Raw genomic sequence first — 16,854 nt, forward strand, 5'->3', positions numbered from 1 at the left:
GTGGCGCTGCTCTACGCGCGCCGCTCGGAATCGACGGGGAAGAAGCGCTCGGCAAGGACGGCTGCGCTGACCGGCCGCGAGAAGAGATAGCCCTGCATCTCGTTGCAGCCCATATCCCTGAGCATCGCGTGCTGCTCGGCAGTCTCGACGCCCTCGGCCGTGACCTCGAGCTTCAGGGCGCGGGCCATATCGATCACCGCCGCGACGATAGCGCGCCCCTCTGCGCCCTCGCAAAGCGCGTGCACGAAGAAGCGGTCGATCTTCAGCCGGTCGAGCGGATAGTCCCGCAGATAGCTCATCGATGAATAACCGGTGCCGAAATCGTCGAGCGCCACGCGAACACCCGCCGCGCGCAGCTTGCGCAGCGTGGCGCCGGCGATTTCCGGATCATCGATGACGACGGCTTCCGTGATCTCGACCTGGATGCGCCGCGGGTCGATGTTGTGCTGTGCGATGATGCCGAGGCAACGGTTGGCGAAGTTTCTGTCGCGGAGCTGGACGGGTGAAACATTGACGGCGATCCATGGTACGGGAATGCGCGCGGCCGTGCGGCAGGCCTCCCCAAGCGCCCAGTCCCCGATCTGCACGATGAGCCCGCGCTCCTCGGCGATGGTGATCAGGAAAGACGGCGAGATCGACTTGTGCACGGGATGGTTCCAGCGCAGCAGCGCCTCCACGCCGGTAAGCACGCCTTCGGCCGAATGGAGAGGCTGGTAGACGAGTTCGAGCTCGCCGCCGCTCGCCAGCGCCTTGCGCAAATCCGCTTCCACCAATTGACGCTGCTTCACGATGTCGTCCATCGTGTCGGAGAAGAGCTGATAGCGGCCCCGGCCACGCTTCTTGGCTTCGTAGAGGGCGATGTCCGCCTTGCGCAGGAGTTCTTCTCGGCAAGTGGCGGCGGCCGGTGCTGTGGCAACGCCGATGCTGACGCCCACATGCACGATATCCTCTCCCAGATGAAAAGGGGCTGTAAGTGCCGTCAGCAGGCGCTCCGACACGGCGCCGGCCGTCTCATGAGCGCGGTCGGATGCGATGACGATGGCGAACTCGTCGCCTCCCACGCGCGCAACCGTGCCCGCGTTCCCCACCGTCTCCCGCAATCTGGACGCCGCCTCGCGCATGAGTTGGTCGCCGGCACGATGGCCTAGCGTGTCGTTGACGTTCTTGAAGCGATCGAGGTCGAGAAAGAGCAGCGCTGCCTCGCCGTCTCCTTGCCGGACTCGGCGCAGGATCGCGTCCAGACGCTCCTCGAAGAGGGCGCGGTTGGGTAACGCTGTGAGCGTATCGTGGTAGGCGAGGTGGCGAGCCCGCGCCTCGCTTGCGTGCAGCTCGCTTGAGGCGCGGCGCAGGCCGCGTGCCTGCCAGCCCCCCACCGCAAGCGCGATGACGAGTGCAAAAGCGCCCCACGGTGCGACCTGACCGATAAGCGTGTTGCCGGGACGGTCCGGATCCCAGATGAAATAGCCGATCCGATGCCCGTTGCGCCATGTGATGGGCACATTCGCCGGGGGCGGTATGACGTTTTGCGCGGGAACGTAGTGAAGGTCGGAGATCAGGGAGTGGTGGGCAACCTCCTCCTTCGCCGGCCCGTCCAGAAACTTTACGGCGACGAAGACATATTCCTCTCCGTCGGGCACGCTGACCTGCTCGGAATGGGGAAGGAGAGGCCGGGCGCTGACAACAGCTGGCCTGCCGTCGATCTCGCGGACATCGCTGCCGTCGATCTGGAAGCGCGGCACCACGGCTTCGCCGCCATCCTCGCCGGGCCGGATCTTGAGCCGCGCCCGCACGTGCGCAATCACCTCCCGGGCGGCTTCCTCATCCTTCAGGAAGGTTGGCGGTTCCACTGCCTTGCCCGCGCGGGCGGCAAAGATGAGATTGTCGCGAGAATCGACGACATAGCTGCGGTCGTGGTCGAAGAAGCGGTGCATCCAGCTCGCCAGGTTTTCCGCGAGCCAGAGCCGGTCGCGGGCGGCCGTCCGCATCACCGCCTCGTCCCAGACGCTGACGCTCTCCTGTTCGCGTGATACCGAGGTCGTCAGTGCCGAAAGGCCTTGCCGCACGAGGATCTTCTGTTTCGCGAGGGCTGCTTCGTCGGCCTTGAACGCGGCGAGAAAGGCGAAGCCGATAAAGAGGGCGGCCGCCAACGCGGCCAGGAGAGACATCGCCACGGTAATCCGGGAGGTCAAGGTATCGGGAGAAAAGCGACGCATGAAAACCTCTCAGGGGAGCAATTGCTCAGCCCTAAGCGGCGAATACTTGACGATACCTTAACGACAGTAGTTTTTCCGTAAACGGTTATATATGCAGCGATATACAAGGAAGGGCCATCTTCCCCTGCAGGAAGAGAAGGCGCCTCTCGCCCTCTCAGCTGTGGGCGAAGATGTCCTCTTCGTCCCAACCCATCAGGTCCAGCTTCGCCCGGGTAGGCAGGAACTTGAAGCAGGCTTCGGCCTCGCGCGTGCGGTTCTCGCGTTTCAGGCGCTCGGCGAGAGCATCGCGCAGGCGGTGGAGATAAAGCACGTCCGATGCCGCGTATTCGAGTTGCTCGGGCGAGAGCTTTTCCGCCGCCCAGTCCGAGGATTGCTGCTGCTTCGACAGGCCGACCCCGAGCAGCTCCGAGCAGATATCCTTGAGCCCGTGCCGGTCCGTGTAGGTGCGTGTCAGCCGCGAGGCGATCTTGGTGCAGAAGACCGGCTGCGGCATGGTGCCGAAGGTGTGGTAGAGCACGGCGAGGTCGAAACGGCCGTAGTGGAAGAGCTTGGTGATCCGCCGGTTGCGCAGAAGGGCAACGAGGTTCGGCGCCCGCTTCTGTCCCGCGGCGATCTGCACCACGTCGGCCGTGCCGTCGCCCGGCGAAAGCTGGACCACGCAGAGCCGGTCGCGGCGGGGCTTCAGGCCCAGCGTCTCCGTGTCGATGGCCACCGCCTCGACATCGTAACGGGCGAGGTCCGGCAGGTCGTGTTGGTGAAATCTGATTGTCATTGCTGCTTTCCGTTCGCCAGCGCGGCGAGAATCCGCGCCCAGGAACGCTGCCCCTTGTGGAAGGAGGAGAGTTCGTATTTCTCGTTGGGGGAATGGATGCGGTCGTCGGGCAGGCCGAAGCCGACGAGCAGCGAGTCCATCCCCAGGAGTCTTTGGAAATCACCGACGATGGGGATGGAGCCGCCCATCGCGATGGAAACGGCAGGCTTGCCCCATTCCTCGGTAAGCGCACCCTCGGCCGTCTTCACCAGCGGCGAATCGTAGGAAAGCTGGATGGCCGGCGCGCCGCCATGAGGCGCGAACTCGACCGAGCAGTCGGCCGGGATGCGCTCGCGCACGAATGTGCGGAAGGCCTCGCGGATCTTGTCCGGATCCTGCCTGTGCACGAGACGGAAGGATATCTTGGCAGAGGCCTCAGCCGGGATGACGGTCTTGAACCCCTCGCCCGTGTAGCCGCCGATAATGCCGTTGCACTCCGCCGTCGGCCGCGCCCAGGTGAGCTCCAGCGCAGAGCGGCCTCTCTCGCCCGCGGGCTCGGAAAGACCGATGGGGCCGAGCACGCTTTCGGCCGTGCGACCCAGCTCCTCCCAGCTTTTCAGCACGTCGGCCGGCGTCTCCTCCACGCCTTCGTAGAAACCGGGGATGGCGACGCGGCCGCTCTCGTCATGCAGGTCGGCCAGCGCTTTCGCCAGAATGCGGATGGGGTTGGCCGCGATGCCGCCGAAGAAGCCCGAATGCAGGTCCCGGTTCGCCGCCTTCACCGTTACCTCCTCGCCGACGAGGCCGCGCAAGCCGACGCAGATGGCCGGTGTGGCGCGGTCCCACATGGCGGTGTCGCAGACCAGCGCGAAATCCGCCTTCAGCTCCTCGGCATTGGCTTCCAGGAAGGGTTTTAGCGACGGCGATCCCGATTCCTCCTCGCCCTCGAACAGGATCGAGATCCTGCAGGGCAGCTTGCCGTGCACCGCCTTATAGGCGCGGCAGGCCTCGACGAAGGTCATGAGCTGGCCCTTGTCGTCCGAGGAGCCGCGCCCGGTGATGACCTTCCGGCCCGGCTCCACTTCCTTCAGCGCCGGGGCGAAGGGGTCGCTTTCCCACAGCGCCAGCGGGTCCACCGGCTGCACGTCGTAGTGGCCGTAGAACAGCACGTGCGGACCCTCGCCCTCATGATGGGCGACCACCATCGGGTGGCCTGCCGTCTCGCGCACACTCGCCGCAAAGCCGATAGAGCGCAGGTCCTCCACCAGCCACACGGCCGCCTTGCGGCATTCCGGCGCGAAGGCCGGATCCGTGGAGATGGACTGGATCGTCAGCAGAGCGAACAGGCGCTCCAGGCTTTCATCGATCGAGGCATCGAGGCGGTCGAGCACGGGCGCGACGTCGGGCATGGATGAAAAGCTCCTTGTTGTCTTATCCTGTCTCGGTTCCTCCGGATCAGGAGGGCTCTTCGGACATGAAAAAGGGCCGCGGACGGCCCCTTTCCGCTATCGGAAAACCTGCCTTACCAGTAGGGGCAGCTATTGTCTTCCAGGAAGTTATGAACCTCGACCTCGCCCGAGATGATGTCGGCTTTGGCCTCTTCCACCTTGGCCTCCATCTCGTCCGTGATCAGCTCGGCGTTATGTTCGTCAAGCGCATATCCGACCGCATCTTCGGCCAGCCCGACATTCTGGACGCCGTAGGTGAACTCGCCGTTCATCGCATCCATGAACGAGGAGTAGACGGCCACGTCCACGCGCTTCAGCATCGAGGTGAGCACGTGGCCGGGATGCAGGTAGTTCTGGTTGGCATCGACGCCGATGCCAAGCTTGCCGGCATCCGCTGCCGCCTGCAGAACGCCGACGCCCGTGCCGCCGGCCGCATGGTAGATCACGTCCGCGCCCTGGTCGATTTGCGTGCGGGTGATCTCGCCGCCCTTGGTCGGATCGTTCCAGGCCGCCGGCGTGTCGCCGGTGTAGTTGCGGATGACTTTGGCGTCCGGATTGGCCGCCTTCACGCCGCCCACATACCCGCACTCGAACTTGCCGATGAGCGGCACCTGCATACCGCCTACGAAGCCGACGGTCCCGGTCTCGGAGGCCATCGCGGCGAGCATGCCGACGAGGTAGGAGCCTTCCTGTTCCTTGAAGACGATGGAGCGCACGTTTGGCTGATCGACGCTGTCGTCGATGATGGCAAAGCTGACGTCGGGGTAGTCGGGTGCCACCTTGTTGAGGTACTCCACCCATGTGAAGCCGGCCATGACGATCGGGTTGCGGCCGCGCTCGGCGAAGCGGCGAAGCGCCTGCTCGCGCTGGGCGTCATTGGAGATTTCGAACTCGGCGTATTCGATGCCGGTCTCCTCCTTGAACTGCTCTGCGCCCATATAGGCCATCTCGTTGAACGACTTGTCGAACTTGCCGCCCAGATCGAAGAGGAGGGCCGGAGCGACTTCCTCCTGGGCCACAGCCGTCGCGGTCATGGCGGTTGCGGCCAAAAGGCCGAGAACGATACGCTTCATGTGATCCACACCCTGTCGGTTTCTCTGACATTGGGCGGACATGCCGCCCGCGGCAGGATTTCCTCCTGCTCGGCCGCACTCTTGCACGGGTAACGTGAAATTTCACGTGGAAAATTGGCAGTGCGGGAATCGGCTGTGGTGACGGGCGGCGCCGGCAAAACGCCATTCTCAGGCGGCCGCGCCGCCCGCCGCCGGGCAGGTGACGCCCGTGCCCTGAAGGCCGCAATAACCGCCGGGATTCTTCGCCAGATATTGCTGATGCTCGGCCTCGGCGAAGTAAAACGCGGGCGCGGCGGCGATCTCGGTGGTGATGGCGCCGGCGCCGGACGCTTTCAGCGCTTCGGCATAGGTATCGCGCGAGGCACGTGCCTGCGCCAGCTGCGCCTGCGTTCCGGCATAGATCGCCGAGCGGTAGGTGGTGCCGACATCGTTGCCCTGGCGCATGCCCTGGGTCGGGTCGTGGCTTTCCCAGAACAGCTTCAAAAGGGCGGCGAAGGAGACGGCTTCCGGATCGTAGACGACCAGGACCACCTCGGCATGGCCGGTCAGCCCCGTCGTCGTCTCGCGATAGGTCGGGTTCGGCGTCAGCCCGCCGGCATAGCCGGCAGCCGTCACCCACACGCCCTCCACCTGCCAGAAAAGCCTCTCCGCGCCCCAGAAGCAGCCCATGCCGAACAACACCTTCTCCGTGCCTTCCGGATAAGGGCCTTTGAGCGGCCTGCCGTTGACGAAATGTCTGTCGGCGGTGGGGATGGGCTCGGCCCGTCCGGGTAGCGCCTCTTCCGGCGCCGGCATCTTCAGCTTCGTTTCAAAGGTATGAAAAATCATGAGAAGCCTCCTCGGCCTCACCGCGCAGCGGAGGAAAACATATCCTGCCGGTGCCGGCGACGGCCGATCGCATAGAAGAGAAACGCCAGGAGAGCGAAAACCACCCATCCCGGCAACGCCAGAATGGAGACCGCCACCGGCTCCCACAGCACCGGCACAGTGTAGCGCTCAACCGTGTCCTGAACGAGATTGTACGTATCGGGCGAGGTGGCCTGCCAACTCTGGCCAAGCGGCGTCAGCGCCCATTCGCCGGCGGCGATCGAACGCGTAGCGTCGATCACGGCCATGAGGACGGCGACCGCAAGGGCGAACATCGAAAGCAGGCGGAGCACGAAACGCATGGCGAGACCCGGCAACGGCACTGATTACTCGTGAGATAGGCGCATGGAGCACGATTGGCAATTGCCGCGCGCATTCGAGGCGCCCGCGAAGGCCGGAGAAAAGCCCACCGGACATCTTGGCATTCACAATCAATTCGACTAGATGAGCCCCGGGCATCCATGCAATGCCCTGAGCGGCGCGTCGCCACGCGACAAATGCCGTTCGCGGAGAGGTGGCCGAGTGGTTGAAGGCGCACGCCTGGAACGCGTGTATACGGGAAACCGTATCGAGGGTTCGAATCCCTCTCTCTCCGCCATCCTGCATCGCTCTCCGGGCTTCGCAGGATTGGCGGTGCCTCTCATGCGAAGCAGGATGCTCTCCGAAGCTTTAGCGAAGGAGAGCTATCAGTGTTCCGGACACATAGGTTGCGTTTCATGCTGAGGGCATGGGTGACATCTCGTGCCGCACGCTTCGGCGCGCGTTGCGGGCGTTTCGGGCCAAGCCTATAGTCCGGGTGGAAGGAGAGCGCTGTGGCGATGCCGACGACCCCTGACGAAGACAAGCCGTTTCATCCTCGCGGACGGCGAAGCTGCCGCGCGACCGGCACCAGGAGGACTTATGTCTCTATCCGGTAAGCGCGTTCTTCTCGTCATCGGCGGCGGCATTGCCGCCTACAAATGCCTCGACCTCATCCGCCGCCTGCGTGAACGGGGGGCCGCGGTGCGCTGTGTCATGACGAAGGCATCGCAGGAGTTCATCACGCCGCTCTCCGTCGGCGCCCTGTCGGCCGACCACGTTTACACCGACCTCTTCGACCGTCAGGACGAGCACGATGTCGGCCACATTCGCCTATCGCGCGAGGCCGATCTCATCGTGGTGGCGCCGGCCACGGCCGACCTGATGGCCAAGCTTGCCACGGGCCATGCCAACGACCTTTCCTCTACGGTGCTTCTGGCCACCGACAAGCCGGTGCTGATGGCGCCGGCAATGAACCCGAAGATGTGGGCGCACCCGGCCACCAAGCGCAACCGCGAGACGTTGTCCCGCGACGGCATCCGCCTCATTGGGCCGAACAGCGGCGAGATGGCAGAAGGCGGCGAGGCCGGCGAGGGTCGAATGGCCGAGCCGCTGGAGATCGTCGCGGCGATCGAGGACGCGCTGGCAGACGGGCCCAGGCCGCTCGCCGGGCGCAAGATCCTCGTCACCTCCGGGCCGACGCACGAGGCCATCGACCCGGTGCGCTACATTGCCAACCGCTCCTCCGGCCGGCAGGGGCATGCGGTCGCAGCCGCCCTGGCGAAGCTCGGCGCCGACGTGCATCTGGTCTCCGGCCCCGTCTCGATAGCCGACCCGCAAGGCGTGAAGACCGTCCACGTGGAAAGCGCCCGCCAGATGCACGAAGCGGTGGAGGCGCTTCTGCCCGCCGACGCAGGCATTTTCGTCGCCGCCGTAGCGGACTGGCGGCCGCAGGCCGAAACGATGGAAAAGATCAAGAAGCAGAAGGGCAAGGACGCGCCGGCGCTAGCCCTCACGGAAAATCCGGACATCCTGGCCGCCGTCGGCCACCATGAAAAGCGCCCCCGTCTCGTCGTCGGTTTTGCCGCGGAGACCGAGAACGTGGTGGAGAACGCCCGCGCCAAGCTGGCGAAGAAGGGCGCCGACATCATAGTCGCCAACGACGTCTCGCACGACAGCGGTATTGGCTCTTCCGGTGTCATGGGCGGCGAACGCAACCGGGTCCATCTCGTCAGTGGCGAGGACGTCGAGGAGTGGCCGGAAATGACCAAGGAGGACGTGGCGGAGCGGCTGGCGGTGCTGATCGCTGGAATGCTCGGCGGGGAGCGGAAGGCTTGAGCGGCGTGCCGGTACTCGAAACCGAGCGCCTCATCCTGCGGGAGCATCGACCGGACGATCTCGACTCCTACCACGCCATGTGGTGCGATCCCGAGGTCGTCCGCTACGTCAACAGCGGAGGCGGCGCACTCAGCCGGGAACAGGCGTGGGACGCAATCCTGCGCCACCGCGGCATATGGGCGATCTTCGGGTTCGGTTTCTGGATCATCGAGGACAAGAGCAGCGGCAGACTGATAGGGGAAGCCGGCGTGCAGGAGCGTTGCCGTGACATCCAGCCCGCGATCCGCGGCACGCTGGAGGCAGGATGGGTCCTGCTGCCCGAATGGCACGGCCGCGGTTTCGCACGGGAGGCGATGGGGGCGATCATCGACTGGTGCGATGCCAGATTTCCCGCCAAGGGGTTCACCTGCATCATCAATCCCGCTAACGAGCGTTCGCTTAAGCTTGCCGGAAAACTCGGCTTTCGCGTCGTCGCCCACACCAGCTACCGGGACACGCCCAACGTCCTCCTCCGGCGCGACTGATCACCAGGAGCCGGCCTTGCCGTCGACGAGGTGTATGATCGAGGCCGGGCTGGATATCCAGAAGCCGTCGAAGTCTTCCCCCAACGCTTCGATTTCGTCGCAGCGCACGGTTCCCGCCTGCGCAAAATGCTCTGCCGCGGCCCGCGTGTCGTCCGTCACCACCTCCAGCCACAATTCGGCCTGGCTCATGCCCGGCACACGGTCGATCCACAACTGGTTGGCACCAAAGCGGAAGCCGACCGCCGGCAAAAGCTCCTCGATCTGCTCGAAACCAAGCACATCCCGGTAAAACCGCACCGTTTCCTCATACTGGTGCGGTGGCACTTTCATGGCGATGTTCCGCCCGCCCTCGAATTTCGGCTTCATTGTCCGTCCTCCGCTTATGCCTGGTACATCTGGATCAGGTTGCCGCAGGTGTCCTCGAACACCGCCATCAGCGGCATGTCCTCGCCCATACGCGCCGGCTCCCCGCGAAACTTCACGCCGAGCTTGCCCATGCGTTCATATTCGGCCTGGACATCATCGCAGGCGAAAGCGGTGAAGGTGATCTCCGAATCGAACAGCGCCTTCTGATAAGCCTTCGCGAAGGGATAACCTGCGGGCTCCAGGAGAAGCTCCACCCCATCTGGCGCCGCCGACGAGGCGACGGTCAGCCAGCGTGCGCCACCGACGGGAAAATCCTGCTTTTTCACGAAGCCCAGCACTTCCGTATAGAATTTCTCCGCCCTGTCCTGGTCGTCGACCATGACGCTGGTGAGGGTGATTTTCAGCATGTCATCTCCTATTCACCGATATTCGGCTGGAAAGCCTTCAATCCTGAGAAAACCGCCTCTGATACTCTGCTTCCAGTTCCGGGATGCGCGACCAGAAGCGCTTGATCTTGCCGCCCTCCAGCGCTGTGGCCAGAATGCCCAGATGCGCATGCCAGCCGCTTGCGACATTGGCCATCTCTCCGCGGTCGGCGAGCCTTTTGTGAGTGACCACCAGCAGCACCTTCTCGCCCTCAGGGAAGAGCTCGAAGACGACCTCGCTTTCGCGGTCGTCCTCGCCCGGCCATGTCATGGCGAGCAGGCGGGGTGGGTCTATCTCGGTGATATGATGCTGCGAAGGGTGCCCCTTTGCATTCATTTCGGCATATTTCTCCGGTGCGGGCTCGTCCGTGAATTCGGAGTGCTTGAACAGGAGGTCGGCCCGCCCGCCGACCTTCAGCTCCATCTCGCAGCCGGCGAGCCACTGCCGGCGCTTGTCGGACTCGGTGAGATAGGCCCAGATGCGCTCCACGGGGCCCGGCAGAAGCCGCTCGAAGCGCACCGTATCGGTGGCCGTTGCGACGCCGCAGGCGTCCGGATCGGGCAGACTCATGAGCATCCTCCTATGGTTCCGTTGTTCCACGTACCGGGCGCGGCCTGCTTACCGCTCTCCCGCTAGCGATCTTGCCCGGCAAGCAGCCGGGCCTGCATTCTGAGCATTTGCGTCCAGCCGCTGGTGATCTGCTCCTCGTACTCCGCCCATTTCGGATCCATCTCATGGATGAGCGTCAGCAGAGAGCCACGGCCTTCCGGCTCGATGGTGACCGTCACCACGGACTTGTTCGCCCTCTCTTCCTCTTCCGAGGTGAACCAGGTGAACACCAGCTTCCGCGGGCGGTCGATGACGCGATAGGTGCCCCAGTGGACGGCCTCGGCCCCCTCGCGCATGTCGGAGAAGGTGAAGCTGCCGTCGACACGTGGCTCGATCTCGATGCGCCGCACGTCGCCTGAAAGTCCGAAATCGGTGAGCGCCATGCCCATCCAGGCGCGCACTTTTGCCGGATCGAGCCAGGCGTCGAAGACGCGTTCGGGCGCGGCCTCGAATTTTCGCGTGATCGTCAGGGAGAGCGTGTCGCGGCTCATCAGCGCTTCCTTTCCCTCGCGTGGGCGATGCCTGAGGCGGCGGGCTCGCGCCCCGTTTCTACTGTTTCACAGGCCCGCCGATCGACCAGGCATGGCCGAAGGGATCACGCAGTTTGCCGTACCGCTGACCCCAGAACTGGTTGTCGAGCGGCATGACGATTTCGGCCCCGGCCTCGACGGCCTGCTCCCAGAGCGCATCGGCATCGTCGGTCTCCAGATGCACGGTCAGGCTCGTGCCGCCGAGCCGGCCAGGCGCCTTTACGCCGCCGGCCTCGCCGAATTCCGGAAAATCGTCGTGCAGAAAAAGCGCCCCGGAACCGAGGAGCAGATGCGCGTGGATCAGCCTCGTGCCGTCCTCGGCCGGATGCTTGCTCTCGCACTTCGCTCCGAAAGCCCTTTCGTAAAAGGCGATCGCACGTTCCGCGCCTTCGACAACGAGATGAGGGACCGGGGCTGAGGTGATCATGATTTTCTCCCTGGCTTCGTTCGACGGGTGGCAGCTTCGTCCTCGGCCTTGAGCAGCGCCTCCAGCGTGTCGAGGCGCCTTGTCCAGAAGCGCTCGTAGTAGCGCAGCCAGGCTTCGGCTTCTGCCAGTCGCTCGGCCTCCAGCCGGCAGTAATGGGTGCGACCGGTTATGCGGCGGCGCACGAGGCCGGCCTGCTCCAGGACCTTCACGTGCTTCGAGGCGCCGGCCAGCGACATGGCGAAGGGCGCAGCCAGCGCGCCTACGCTTCGCTCGCCGCCCGTTAGCTCCTGCAGCATGGCGCGGCGGGTGGAATCGGACAACGCATGGAACACGGCGTCGAGTGCTGTGGATTGTTGTTCAACCATGTGGTTGAGGATAGCGCGCTTTGCGCTATAGTCAACCGGGTGGTTTAATTTTATCCGGCCACGGCCGGCGCTGCCTCCGCTTCGGCAAGCCGGAGAAGAAGCGCGCGCCGCGTCTCCTCGTCAACGAAAGCGGCTTCGAGCGCGGTGCGCGTCACCGCTGTCAGTGCGGTTTCATCGAGACCGAAATGCGCCGAAGCGACCGCATATTCGCGGCCGATGCTGGTGTGGAAATGCGGCGGGTCGTCGGAATTGAGCGAGAGACGGCAGCCGGCGGCGTAGAGTTGCGGGAAGGGATGATGCGCAAAATCCGGGAAGACGCCGAGCACCACGTTCGACACCGGGCAGACCTCCAGAACGACGCCTTCCTCGGCGATGCGGCGCACCAGATCGGGCTTTTCGACGGCGCGGACGCCGTGGCCGATGCGCGCCGGCGCGAAATGGTCGAGCGCTGCCTCGACACTGTCCGCGCCGCCGAACTCGCCCGCATGCACGGAGATCCCCAGTCCCGCCTCCCGAGCGATATCGAAGGCACGGACGAAATCGCGCGGATGGCCGGAGCGCTCGTCGCCGGCCATACCGAAGCCTGTCACCAGAGGATGGCCGCAGGTGGCGGCGAAGCGCGCCGCCTTCTCCACCGCCGCCGGGCCGAAATGGCGTACGCCGGTGACGATGATGCGCCCTTCGATGCCGGTCTTCGCCTTGGCGCGGGCGATGCCTTCGCCAAGCCCTTCCGTATAGGCCTGGGGTGAGAGGCCGGCGCGCTCGGCGTGGTCGGGCGAGGTGAAGAACTCGGAGTAGACGGCGCCCTCGCTCGCCAGGCCCGTCAGATAGGTCTCGGCGAGCGCCGCGTAGTCTTCTTCGCTGCGGAAGAGGTTTGCGGCGGCGTCATAGGCGGCGAGGAAGCTCGAAAAATCGTGCCAGTGGTAGGCGCCGTCGTGGATGAAGGCGGAGACATCCGCCCCGTATTTTTCCGCCTGGCTCTCGACGAGCGCGGGGAGGGCCGCGCCTTCGATGTGGCAATGAAGTTCGGCTTTGAGCACCATGCGGGGTCCGATCCTTCGAAAAACGGATCAGACCATATCACAGACGTCGCTCCAGGCAGCCGCCTTGCGCAGCACCGCCAGGAAACGTTCTCCGGCAGCCTCCAAGGGCCCCGAATTGTCGATGACGGTTGCGTCCTCCACCTTGAGTTCGCTGTCCGCGCCGCGCGCCAGCCGCGCCAGCACCTCCGCACGCGTCTCCCTCCCGCGCCGGGAAAGCCGGTCGGCCAGCACCTCGGGCGGCGCGGTCACGATGACGGGGAGGACGTGGGCGTAGCGTTCCTTGAGCGCGGGGATGACGGCGCGCGAGACGTTGGCCACGGCGACGCCGCCATTGCGCATCGTCGCGTCGATCTCCGCCGGCAGCCCATAGCTCAGTCCGTTGGCCCGCCAGCTCAAGGCGAAGCGCCCCGACGCTTGCGCCCGCTCGAAGGCGGTCTCGCCCAGCGTGTCGTGTTCCTCGCCGCCGGCGTCCATCGGCCGCGTGATGATGCGCCGCGCGAAGACGATTTCTCCGGCAAGCGGCCTAAGCCTTTGCCTCGCGTAGTCCATCACCGAATCCTTGCCGGCGCCGGAGGGGCCGGCCACGGCGACGAACACGCCCTGGCGGATGGGAAAGGGCTCCTGCGCCTGCGCGCGCTCGATGCTCGCCGAAACCATCACGCCACGCGCCGCCCCGCGCGCCAAACGGTGCGCACCACGGGAATGCCGCCGTCGAGCCGTACGCGCACGAGATCCGCCCGCCGGCCCGGCTCGATGACGCCACGATCGGTGAGCCCGACGGCCTCGGCCGGGATCTTCGACACCTTGGCTACGGCCTGCGGCAGGCTGATGCCGTCGACCATCTCGCTCAGGGAGAAGGCGGCCTGGATCAGGCTGAAGGGGATGTAATCGGAGGACAGGATGTCGAGATCGCCGCCCTCGGCCAATTCCTGCGCCGAGACATTGCCGGAATGGGAGCCGCCGCGCACCAGATTGGGCGCACCCATGAGCACGGCCATTCCCGCCTCCTTGGAGGCCCTTGCCGCCGCCGCCGTGGTTGGAAATTCGGCCACGCGCACGCCGTCCTGTGCTGCCTCGCCGACATGCTCGGGCGTGGCGTCGTCGTGGCTGGCGAGTATGATGCCGCGCTCCTTGCAGGCGGCCGAGATCGCCCGCCGGTTGGGCCCGGCGTTGCGGCGCGATTCGTCCGTGCGCTTGTCGCAGAAGCGGCGGAACGCCTCCTCGTCGAGCTTCATCTTCACCTTGTAGTAGGCCGCGTAGGCGTCGAGATTGGTGAACTGACGCTGGCCCGGCGAGTGATCCATCAGCGAGGCGAGCTTGACGTGGCTGTCGCCCTTAAAGAGCGAGAAGGCGGAAAGGCAGTCGGACGCCGAGACCTCGCAGCGCAGATGCAGGAAATGCTCGGCACGCAGCCGGTCTGCCGCGAGGCTCTCTTCGATGGCATCGGCAAGGCTGCGCATGCCTTCCGCGTCCACGTCGCCTTCCTCGTCGAGGCCGATGCGCAGCGCGTCGAACACGGTGGTGATGCCGGAGGAAGCGACCTGCGCGTCATGGGCGAGAACGGCGGCGAGGGGGTTCCACCGCACCTTGGGCCGCGGCGCGTAGTGCCCTTCCAGATGGTCCGTGTGCAGCTCCACGAGGCCTGGGATGAGGAAATCACCTTCCAGGTCGTCGCCCGCTCGCGCCGGGCCGGGCGCGATGTCGGCAATGCGGCCGTCACGGAGCGCGATGCTGCCCTCGACAACCTCGTCGTCGAGCACGATGCGGGCATTCCTCAGGATTGTTTCATGCGTCATTCAGGCCGATTTCCTCTCCCTCGCACCGCCGATGGCGTGGAAGGACTTGATGTGGAACGGGGCGCCCAGCTCCGGCTCGGCGAAGAGCGCCAGCGACGAAAGCTCCAGCGGCTCCAGGAGCAGCGGGCCGAAGAAGGCGTCGATCGCCCGCTCCATGCGCGGGGCTTCCGCCTCCGGCACCCGTCCCGTCAACGTCATGTGGAAGCGGAACGCGTCGAAGACATAAGGATATCCCCATTTGTGGAGATTTTTTAGCTGCTCGGGGGTCAAATTCTCGGGGCTGCGGCGCTCGATCTCCTCCGGCGACAGCGGAGCGCGGAAAGGCTCGAACGCCTCCACCACCTCGCCCGCCAGCCGGGCGAGTTCGGGTGAGGGCGTCTCCGGCACGATGGCGAAGAAGCCGCCGAGCCGCCTTGCCGCAACGCGCTCGAGGACGACCGGCTCGCGCTCCGCGGCGAACCGCGCAAGGGCGGCGGTCAGTTCCCCCTCGCTCCTGTCCTCGGCCAGGCGGAACGGCGCCTTGAGCGTCGCGTGGAAGCCGTAGCGGCGCGGTGCGGCGGTATGGAAGGCGATCTCGGCGGCGGAAAAGGTATCGACCGCCACCGGCGCCGGCACCTGGCGGCCAAAGACGCTGCGCCCCAGCCAGCGCTCGGCGACGCGGCCCAGCGGGTCGTCCTTGTCGAGTGTGAAGTATATTGCGTAGCGCATGGGTATCAATCCTCGCAGATCGCGACGCAATAGGCGATTTGCATGACAGAATAACGAAGCACCGGCGAAAGGGGGGCGATAGTCGCGCAAACCGGCGGGGCAATCAATGGGGCTGGCCGCGGATCCAGGGCCCCGAACTCGGGTTAACGCGCTTTCGCTGTTGTGGGTTGGCTGATTCCATGGGTGCTCGGTTGATTCGGAGCGCCCGCCATAGGCCCCGAACTCGGGTTAACGCGCTTTCGCTGTTGTGGGTTGGCTGATTCCATGGGTGCTCGGTTGATTCGGAGCGCCCGCCATGACGATTGCCGCCCTTGAGAGTTTTGAGAAGCCGCGCCTGAAAGCGCTGCTGGAGCATTTTTCGGCGATCGAGGACCCGCGCGAGCCGTGGCGGGTAGCTCATCCGCTGCCGGAAGTGCTGCTTCTGGTGGTCTGCGGAACGATCTGCGACTGCGACGACTATGACGCGATTGCGGAGTGGGGTGCGGCCCATCTCGACTTCCTGCGCCGCTATCTGCCCTACCATCACGGCGTGCCGGGCGGACGTTGGCTGACCCTGCTGATGAACCGGATCGATCCGGGCCTGTTCGCAGCCGCCTTCACCTCGTGGGTGCGCGAGGCTTGGCCCGACAGGCCCGACTTCGTGGCCATCGACGGCAAGACCTCACGGCGCAGCCACGACAGAAGTGCCGGCAAAGCGCCGCTGCATCTGGTCTCTGCCTTCGCCACGACTACCCGTCTCGTGCTCAGCCAGGAAGCCGTCAGAGACAAGAGCAACGAGACGACCGCGATTCCGGTGCTGATCGAACGTCTGGCGGCAAATGACGGTCTCAAGGGCGCGCTCGTCTCCATCGATGCCATCGCCACCAATGCCACCAATGCCACCGCCATCAGAGATGCCGGCGCCGACTATCTGCTCGCCGTCAAGGCCACGTCTCCATCGATGCCATCGCCACCAATGCCACCAATGCCACCGCCATCAGAGATGCCGGCGCCGACTATCTGCTCGCCGTCAAGGCCAACCAGCCCACCCTACGCTCCGAGATCGGGCGCTATTTCGACGATGCCCCGCCCAGCAGCCTCGACAGCTTCATCGATCTCGACAAGGCGCATGGCCGCATCGAGGAGCGCACCGTCACCGTCAGCCGAGAGACCGGCTGGCTCTACGGCCAGCGCCGCTTTCCCGGCGAACTGCGGCTGCCCGGGGCCAAGACCATCGTGCGCGTCCGCTCCCACACCGAACTGAAGGAGCGCTGCCGCTTCGACACCCGATACTTCATTACCTCTGCCGACCTGACAGCCGAACGGGCTGCCCACGCCGTACGCGGCCACTGGTTCGTCGAGAACGCTCTCCACTGGACACTCGACGTCATCTTCAACGACGATCAATCGCGTCTGCGAAAAGGCCATGGCGCCCATAACATGGCCATCGTCCGCCACTTTGCCCTCAATCTCGTCAGAGCCGTCAACGACAAGCGATCCATCAAGCTCAGGCGTAAAAGGGCCGGCTGGAGCACCGAATACCTCGCCTCAATCCTCGGCCAACTTCCCCGTTAACCCCGATTCGTAGCCCTG

18 protein-coding genes, 1 tRNA gene and 1 pseudogene are annotated in these 16,854 nt (G+C 65.2%); 4 read left to right on the forward strand and 16 right to left on the reverse strand.

The window, feature by feature from the left end:
- Nucleotides 1-11 precede the first annotated feature (11 nt).
- The 6 genes from GM910_RS08070 to GM910_RS08095 form a co-directional block, all read right to left on the reverse strand.
- A complete protein-coding gene (locus GM910_RS08070) occupies nucleotides 12-2,213 on the reverse strand; it encodes a putative bifunctional diguanylate cyclase/phosphodiesterase (protein ID WP_159587004.1) in 2,202 nt (733 codons plus the stop codon).
- Between the two features lie 154 nt (nucleotides 2,214-2,367).
- Complete coding sequence (locus tag GM910_RS08075) at nucleotides 2,368-2,985, reverse strand: ribonuclease D (protein WP_159587005.1); 618 nt, start codon at nucleotides 2,983-2,985, stop codon at nucleotides 2,368-2,370.
- Nucleotides 2,982-4,373 (reverse strand): M20/M25/M40 family metallo-hydrolase, encoded by a 1,392-nt coding sequence (locus GM910_RS08080; protein ID WP_159587006.1) that lies wholly within the window; start codon nucleotides 4,371-4,373, stop codon nucleotides 2,982-2,984. The genes GM910_RS08075 and GM910_RS08080 overlap by 4 nt, the downstream gene beginning before the upstream one ends.
- Nucleotides 4,374-4,486: 113 nt before the next feature.
- The gene (locus GM910_RS08085; protein WP_159587007.1) at nucleotides 4,487-5,485 is read right to left on the reverse strand and encodes a BMP family lipoprotein; all 999 of its coding nucleotides are present in this window, start codon (nucleotides 5,483-5,485) and stop codon (nucleotides 4,487-4,489) included.
- Nucleotides 5,486-5,653: 168 nt separating this feature from the next.
- Nucleotides 5,654-6,313, reverse strand: coding sequence for a peptide-methionine (S)-S-oxide reductase MsrA (msrA, locus tag GM910_RS08090; protein ID WP_159587008.1), 660 nt, complete (start codon nucleotides 6,311-6,313; stop codon nucleotides 5,654-5,656).
- Between the two features lie 17 nt (nucleotides 6,314-6,330).
- A complete protein-coding gene (locus GM910_RS08095) occupies nucleotides 6,331-6,654 on the reverse strand; it encodes a hypothetical protein (protein ID WP_159587009.1) in 324 nt (107 codons plus the stop codon).
- A 206-nt stretch (nucleotides 6,655-6,860) separates the two neighbouring features.
- Between GM910_RS08095 and GM910_RS08100 the strand changes: the two genes are divergently transcribed.
- From GM910_RS08100 to GM910_RS08110, 3 genes are all read left to right on the forward strand, one after another.
- Nucleotides 6,861-6,950 (forward strand) — tRNA-Ser (locus tag GM910_RS08100).
- A gap of 302 nt (nucleotides 6,951-7,252) precedes the next feature.
- Nucleotides 7,253-8,488, forward strand: coding sequence for a bifunctional phosphopantothenoylcysteine decarboxylase/phosphopantothenate--cysteine ligase CoaBC (coaBC, locus tag GM910_RS08105; protein WP_159587010.1), 1,236 nt, complete (start codon nucleotides 7,253-7,255; stop codon nucleotides 8,486-8,488).
- A 5-nt stretch (nucleotides 8,489-8,493) separates the two neighbouring features.
- Complete coding sequence (locus tag GM910_RS08110; RefSeq protein ID WP_343032972.1) at nucleotides 8,494-9,012, forward strand: GNAT family N-acetyltransferase; 519 nt, start codon at nucleotides 8,494-8,496, stop codon at nucleotides 9,010-9,012.
- Here the strand turns inward: GM910_RS08110 and GM910_RS08115 are convergent, their stop codons facing one another.
- The 10 genes from GM910_RS08115 to GM910_RS08160 form a co-directional block, all read right to left on the reverse strand.
- Nucleotides 9,013-9,378 (reverse strand): VOC family protein, encoded by a 366-nt coding sequence (locus GM910_RS08115; RefSeq protein ID WP_159587012.1) that lies wholly within the window; start codon nucleotides 9,376-9,378, stop codon nucleotides 9,013-9,015.
- Nucleotides 9,379-9,392: 14 nt separating this feature from the next.
- On the reverse strand, nucleotides 9,393-9,785 hold the full coding sequence (locus tag GM910_RS08120; RefSeq protein ID WP_159587013.1) for a VOC family protein: 393 nt from the start codon (nucleotides 9,783-9,785) through the stop codon (nucleotides 9,393-9,395).
- Between the two features lie 37 nt (nucleotides 9,786-9,822).
- Entirely contained in the window at nucleotides 9,823-10,374 is a 552-nt protein-coding gene (locus GM910_RS08125) for an SRPBCC family protein (RefSeq protein ID WP_159587014.1), read from the reverse strand.
- A gap of 62 nt (nucleotides 10,375-10,436) precedes the next feature.
- Nucleotides 10,437-10,904 (reverse strand): SRPBCC family protein, encoded by a 468-nt coding sequence (locus tag GM910_RS08130; protein ID WP_159587015.1) that lies wholly within the window; start codon nucleotides 10,902-10,904, stop codon nucleotides 10,437-10,439.
- Between the two features lie 58 nt (nucleotides 10,905-10,962).
- Nucleotides 10,963-11,370, reverse strand: coding sequence for a VOC family protein (locus tag GM910_RS08135; RefSeq protein WP_159587016.1), 408 nt, complete (start codon nucleotides 11,368-11,370; stop codon nucleotides 10,963-10,965).
- On the reverse strand, nucleotides 11,367-11,735 hold the full coding sequence (locus GM910_RS08140) for an ArsR/SmtB family transcription factor (protein ID WP_159587017.1): 369 nt from the start codon (nucleotides 11,733-11,735) through the stop codon (nucleotides 11,367-11,369). The genes GM910_RS08135 and GM910_RS08140 overlap by 4 nt, the downstream gene beginning before the upstream one ends.
- Before the next feature lie 50 nt (nucleotides 11,736-11,785).
- Nucleotides 11,786-12,778, reverse strand: a complete 993-nt coding sequence (locus GM910_RS08145; protein ID WP_159587018.1) for an adenosine deaminase — start codon at nucleotides 12,776-12,778, stop codon at nucleotides 11,786-11,788.
- Nucleotides 12,779-12,805: 27 nt separating this feature from the next.
- A complete protein-coding gene (gene phnN / locus GM910_RS08150) occupies nucleotides 12,806-13,435 on the reverse strand; it encodes a phosphonate metabolism protein/1,5-bisphosphokinase (PRPP-forming) PhnN (RefSeq protein WP_159587033.1) in 630 nt (209 codons plus the stop codon).
- Nucleotides 13,435-14,574 carry an alpha-D-ribose 1-methylphosphonate 5-triphosphate diphosphatase gene (locus GM910_RS08155; RefSeq protein ID WP_159587019.1) on the reverse strand — a complete coding sequence of 380 codons (1,140 nt, stop codon included), beginning with the start codon at nucleotides 14,572-14,574 and terminating at the stop codon, nucleotides 13,435-13,437. The genes phnN and GM910_RS08155 overlap by 1 nt, the downstream gene beginning before the upstream one ends.
- Nucleotides 14,575-15,282, reverse strand: coding sequence for a DUF1045 domain-containing protein (locus GM910_RS08160; RefSeq protein WP_159587020.1), 708 nt, complete (start codon nucleotides 15,280-15,282; stop codon nucleotides 14,575-14,577).
- Between the two features lie 295 nt (nucleotides 15,283-15,577).
- Between GM910_RS08160 and GM910_RS08165 the strand changes: the two are divergent.
- Nucleotides 15,578-16,836 (forward strand): annotated as a pseudogene (locus GM910_RS08165) (ISAs1 family transposase).
- Nucleotides 16,837-16,854: the final 18 nt, after the last annotated feature.

The sequence above is a fragment of the Chelativorans xinjiangensis genome (genome assembly GCF_009812055.1).
Lineage (GTDB): Bacteria > Pseudomonadota > Alphaproteobacteria > Rhizobiales > Rhizobiaceae > Chelativorans > Chelativorans xinjiangense.

Coding starts and splice junctions, on each gene's coding strand:
- GM910_RS08125 (WP_159587014.1), bottom strand. CDS start 10,374: ATGAGTCTGCCCGATCCGGACGCCTGCGGCGTCGCAACGGCCACCGAT.
- GM910_RS08075 (WP_159587005.1), bottom strand. CDS start 2,985: ATGACAATCAGATTTCACCAACACGACCTGCCGGACCTCGCCCGTTAC.
- GM910_RS08130 (WP_159587015.1), bottom strand. CDS start 10,904: ATGAGCCGCGACACGCTCTCCCTGACGATCACGCGAAAATTCGAGGCC.
- GM910_RS08135 (WP_159587016.1), bottom strand. CDS start 11,370: ATGATCACCTCAGCCCCGGTCCCTCATCTCGTTGTCGAAGGCGCGGAA.
- GM910_RS08155 (WP_159587019.1), bottom strand. CDS start 14,574: ATGACGCATGAAACAATCCTGAGGAATGCCCGCATCGTGCTCGACGAC.
- GM910_RS08115 (WP_159587012.1), bottom strand. CDS start 9,378: ATGAAGCCGAAATTCGAGGGCGGGCGGAACATCGCCATGAAAGTGCCA.
- GM910_RS08160 (WP_159587020.1), bottom strand. CDS start 15,282: ATGCGCTACGCAATATACTTCACACTCGACAAGGACGACCCGCTGGGC.
- GM910_RS08095 (WP_159587009.1), bottom strand. CDS start 6,654: ATGCGTTTCGTGCTCCGCCTGCTTTCGATGTTCGCCCTTGCGGTCGCC.
- GM910_RS08140 (WP_159587017.1), bottom strand. CDS start 11,735: ATGGTTGAACAACAATCCACAGCACTCGACGCCGTGTTCCATGCGTTG.
- GM910_RS08085 (WP_159587007.1), bottom strand. CDS start 5,485: ATGAAGCGTATCGTTCTCGGCCTTTTGGCCGCAACCGCCATGACCGCG.
- msrA (WP_159587008.1), bottom strand. CDS start 6,313: ATGATTTTTCATACCTTTGAAACGAAGCTGAAGATGCCGGCGCCGGAA.
- GM910_RS08080 (WP_159587006.1), bottom strand. CDS start 4,373: ATGCCCGACGTCGCGCCCGTGCTCGACCGCCTCGATGCCTCGATCGAT.
- coaBC (WP_159587010.1), top strand. CDS start 7,253: ATGTCTCTATCCGGTAAGCGCGTTCTTCTCGTCATCGGCGGCGGCATT.
- GM910_RS08120 (WP_159587013.1), bottom strand. CDS start 9,785: ATGCTGAAAATCACCCTCACCAGCGTCATGGTCGACGACCAGGACAGG.
- GM910_RS08145 (WP_159587018.1), bottom strand. CDS start 12,778: ATGGTGCTCAAAGCCGAACTTCATTGCCACATCGAAGGCGCGGCCCTC.
- GM910_RS08070 (WP_159587004.1), bottom strand. CDS start 2,213: ATGCGTCGCTTTTCTCCCGATACCTTGACCTCCCGGATTACCGTGGCG.
- phnN (WP_159587033.1), bottom strand. CDS start 13,435: ATGGTTTCGGCGAGCATCGAGCGCGCGCAGGCGCAGGAGCCCTTTCCC.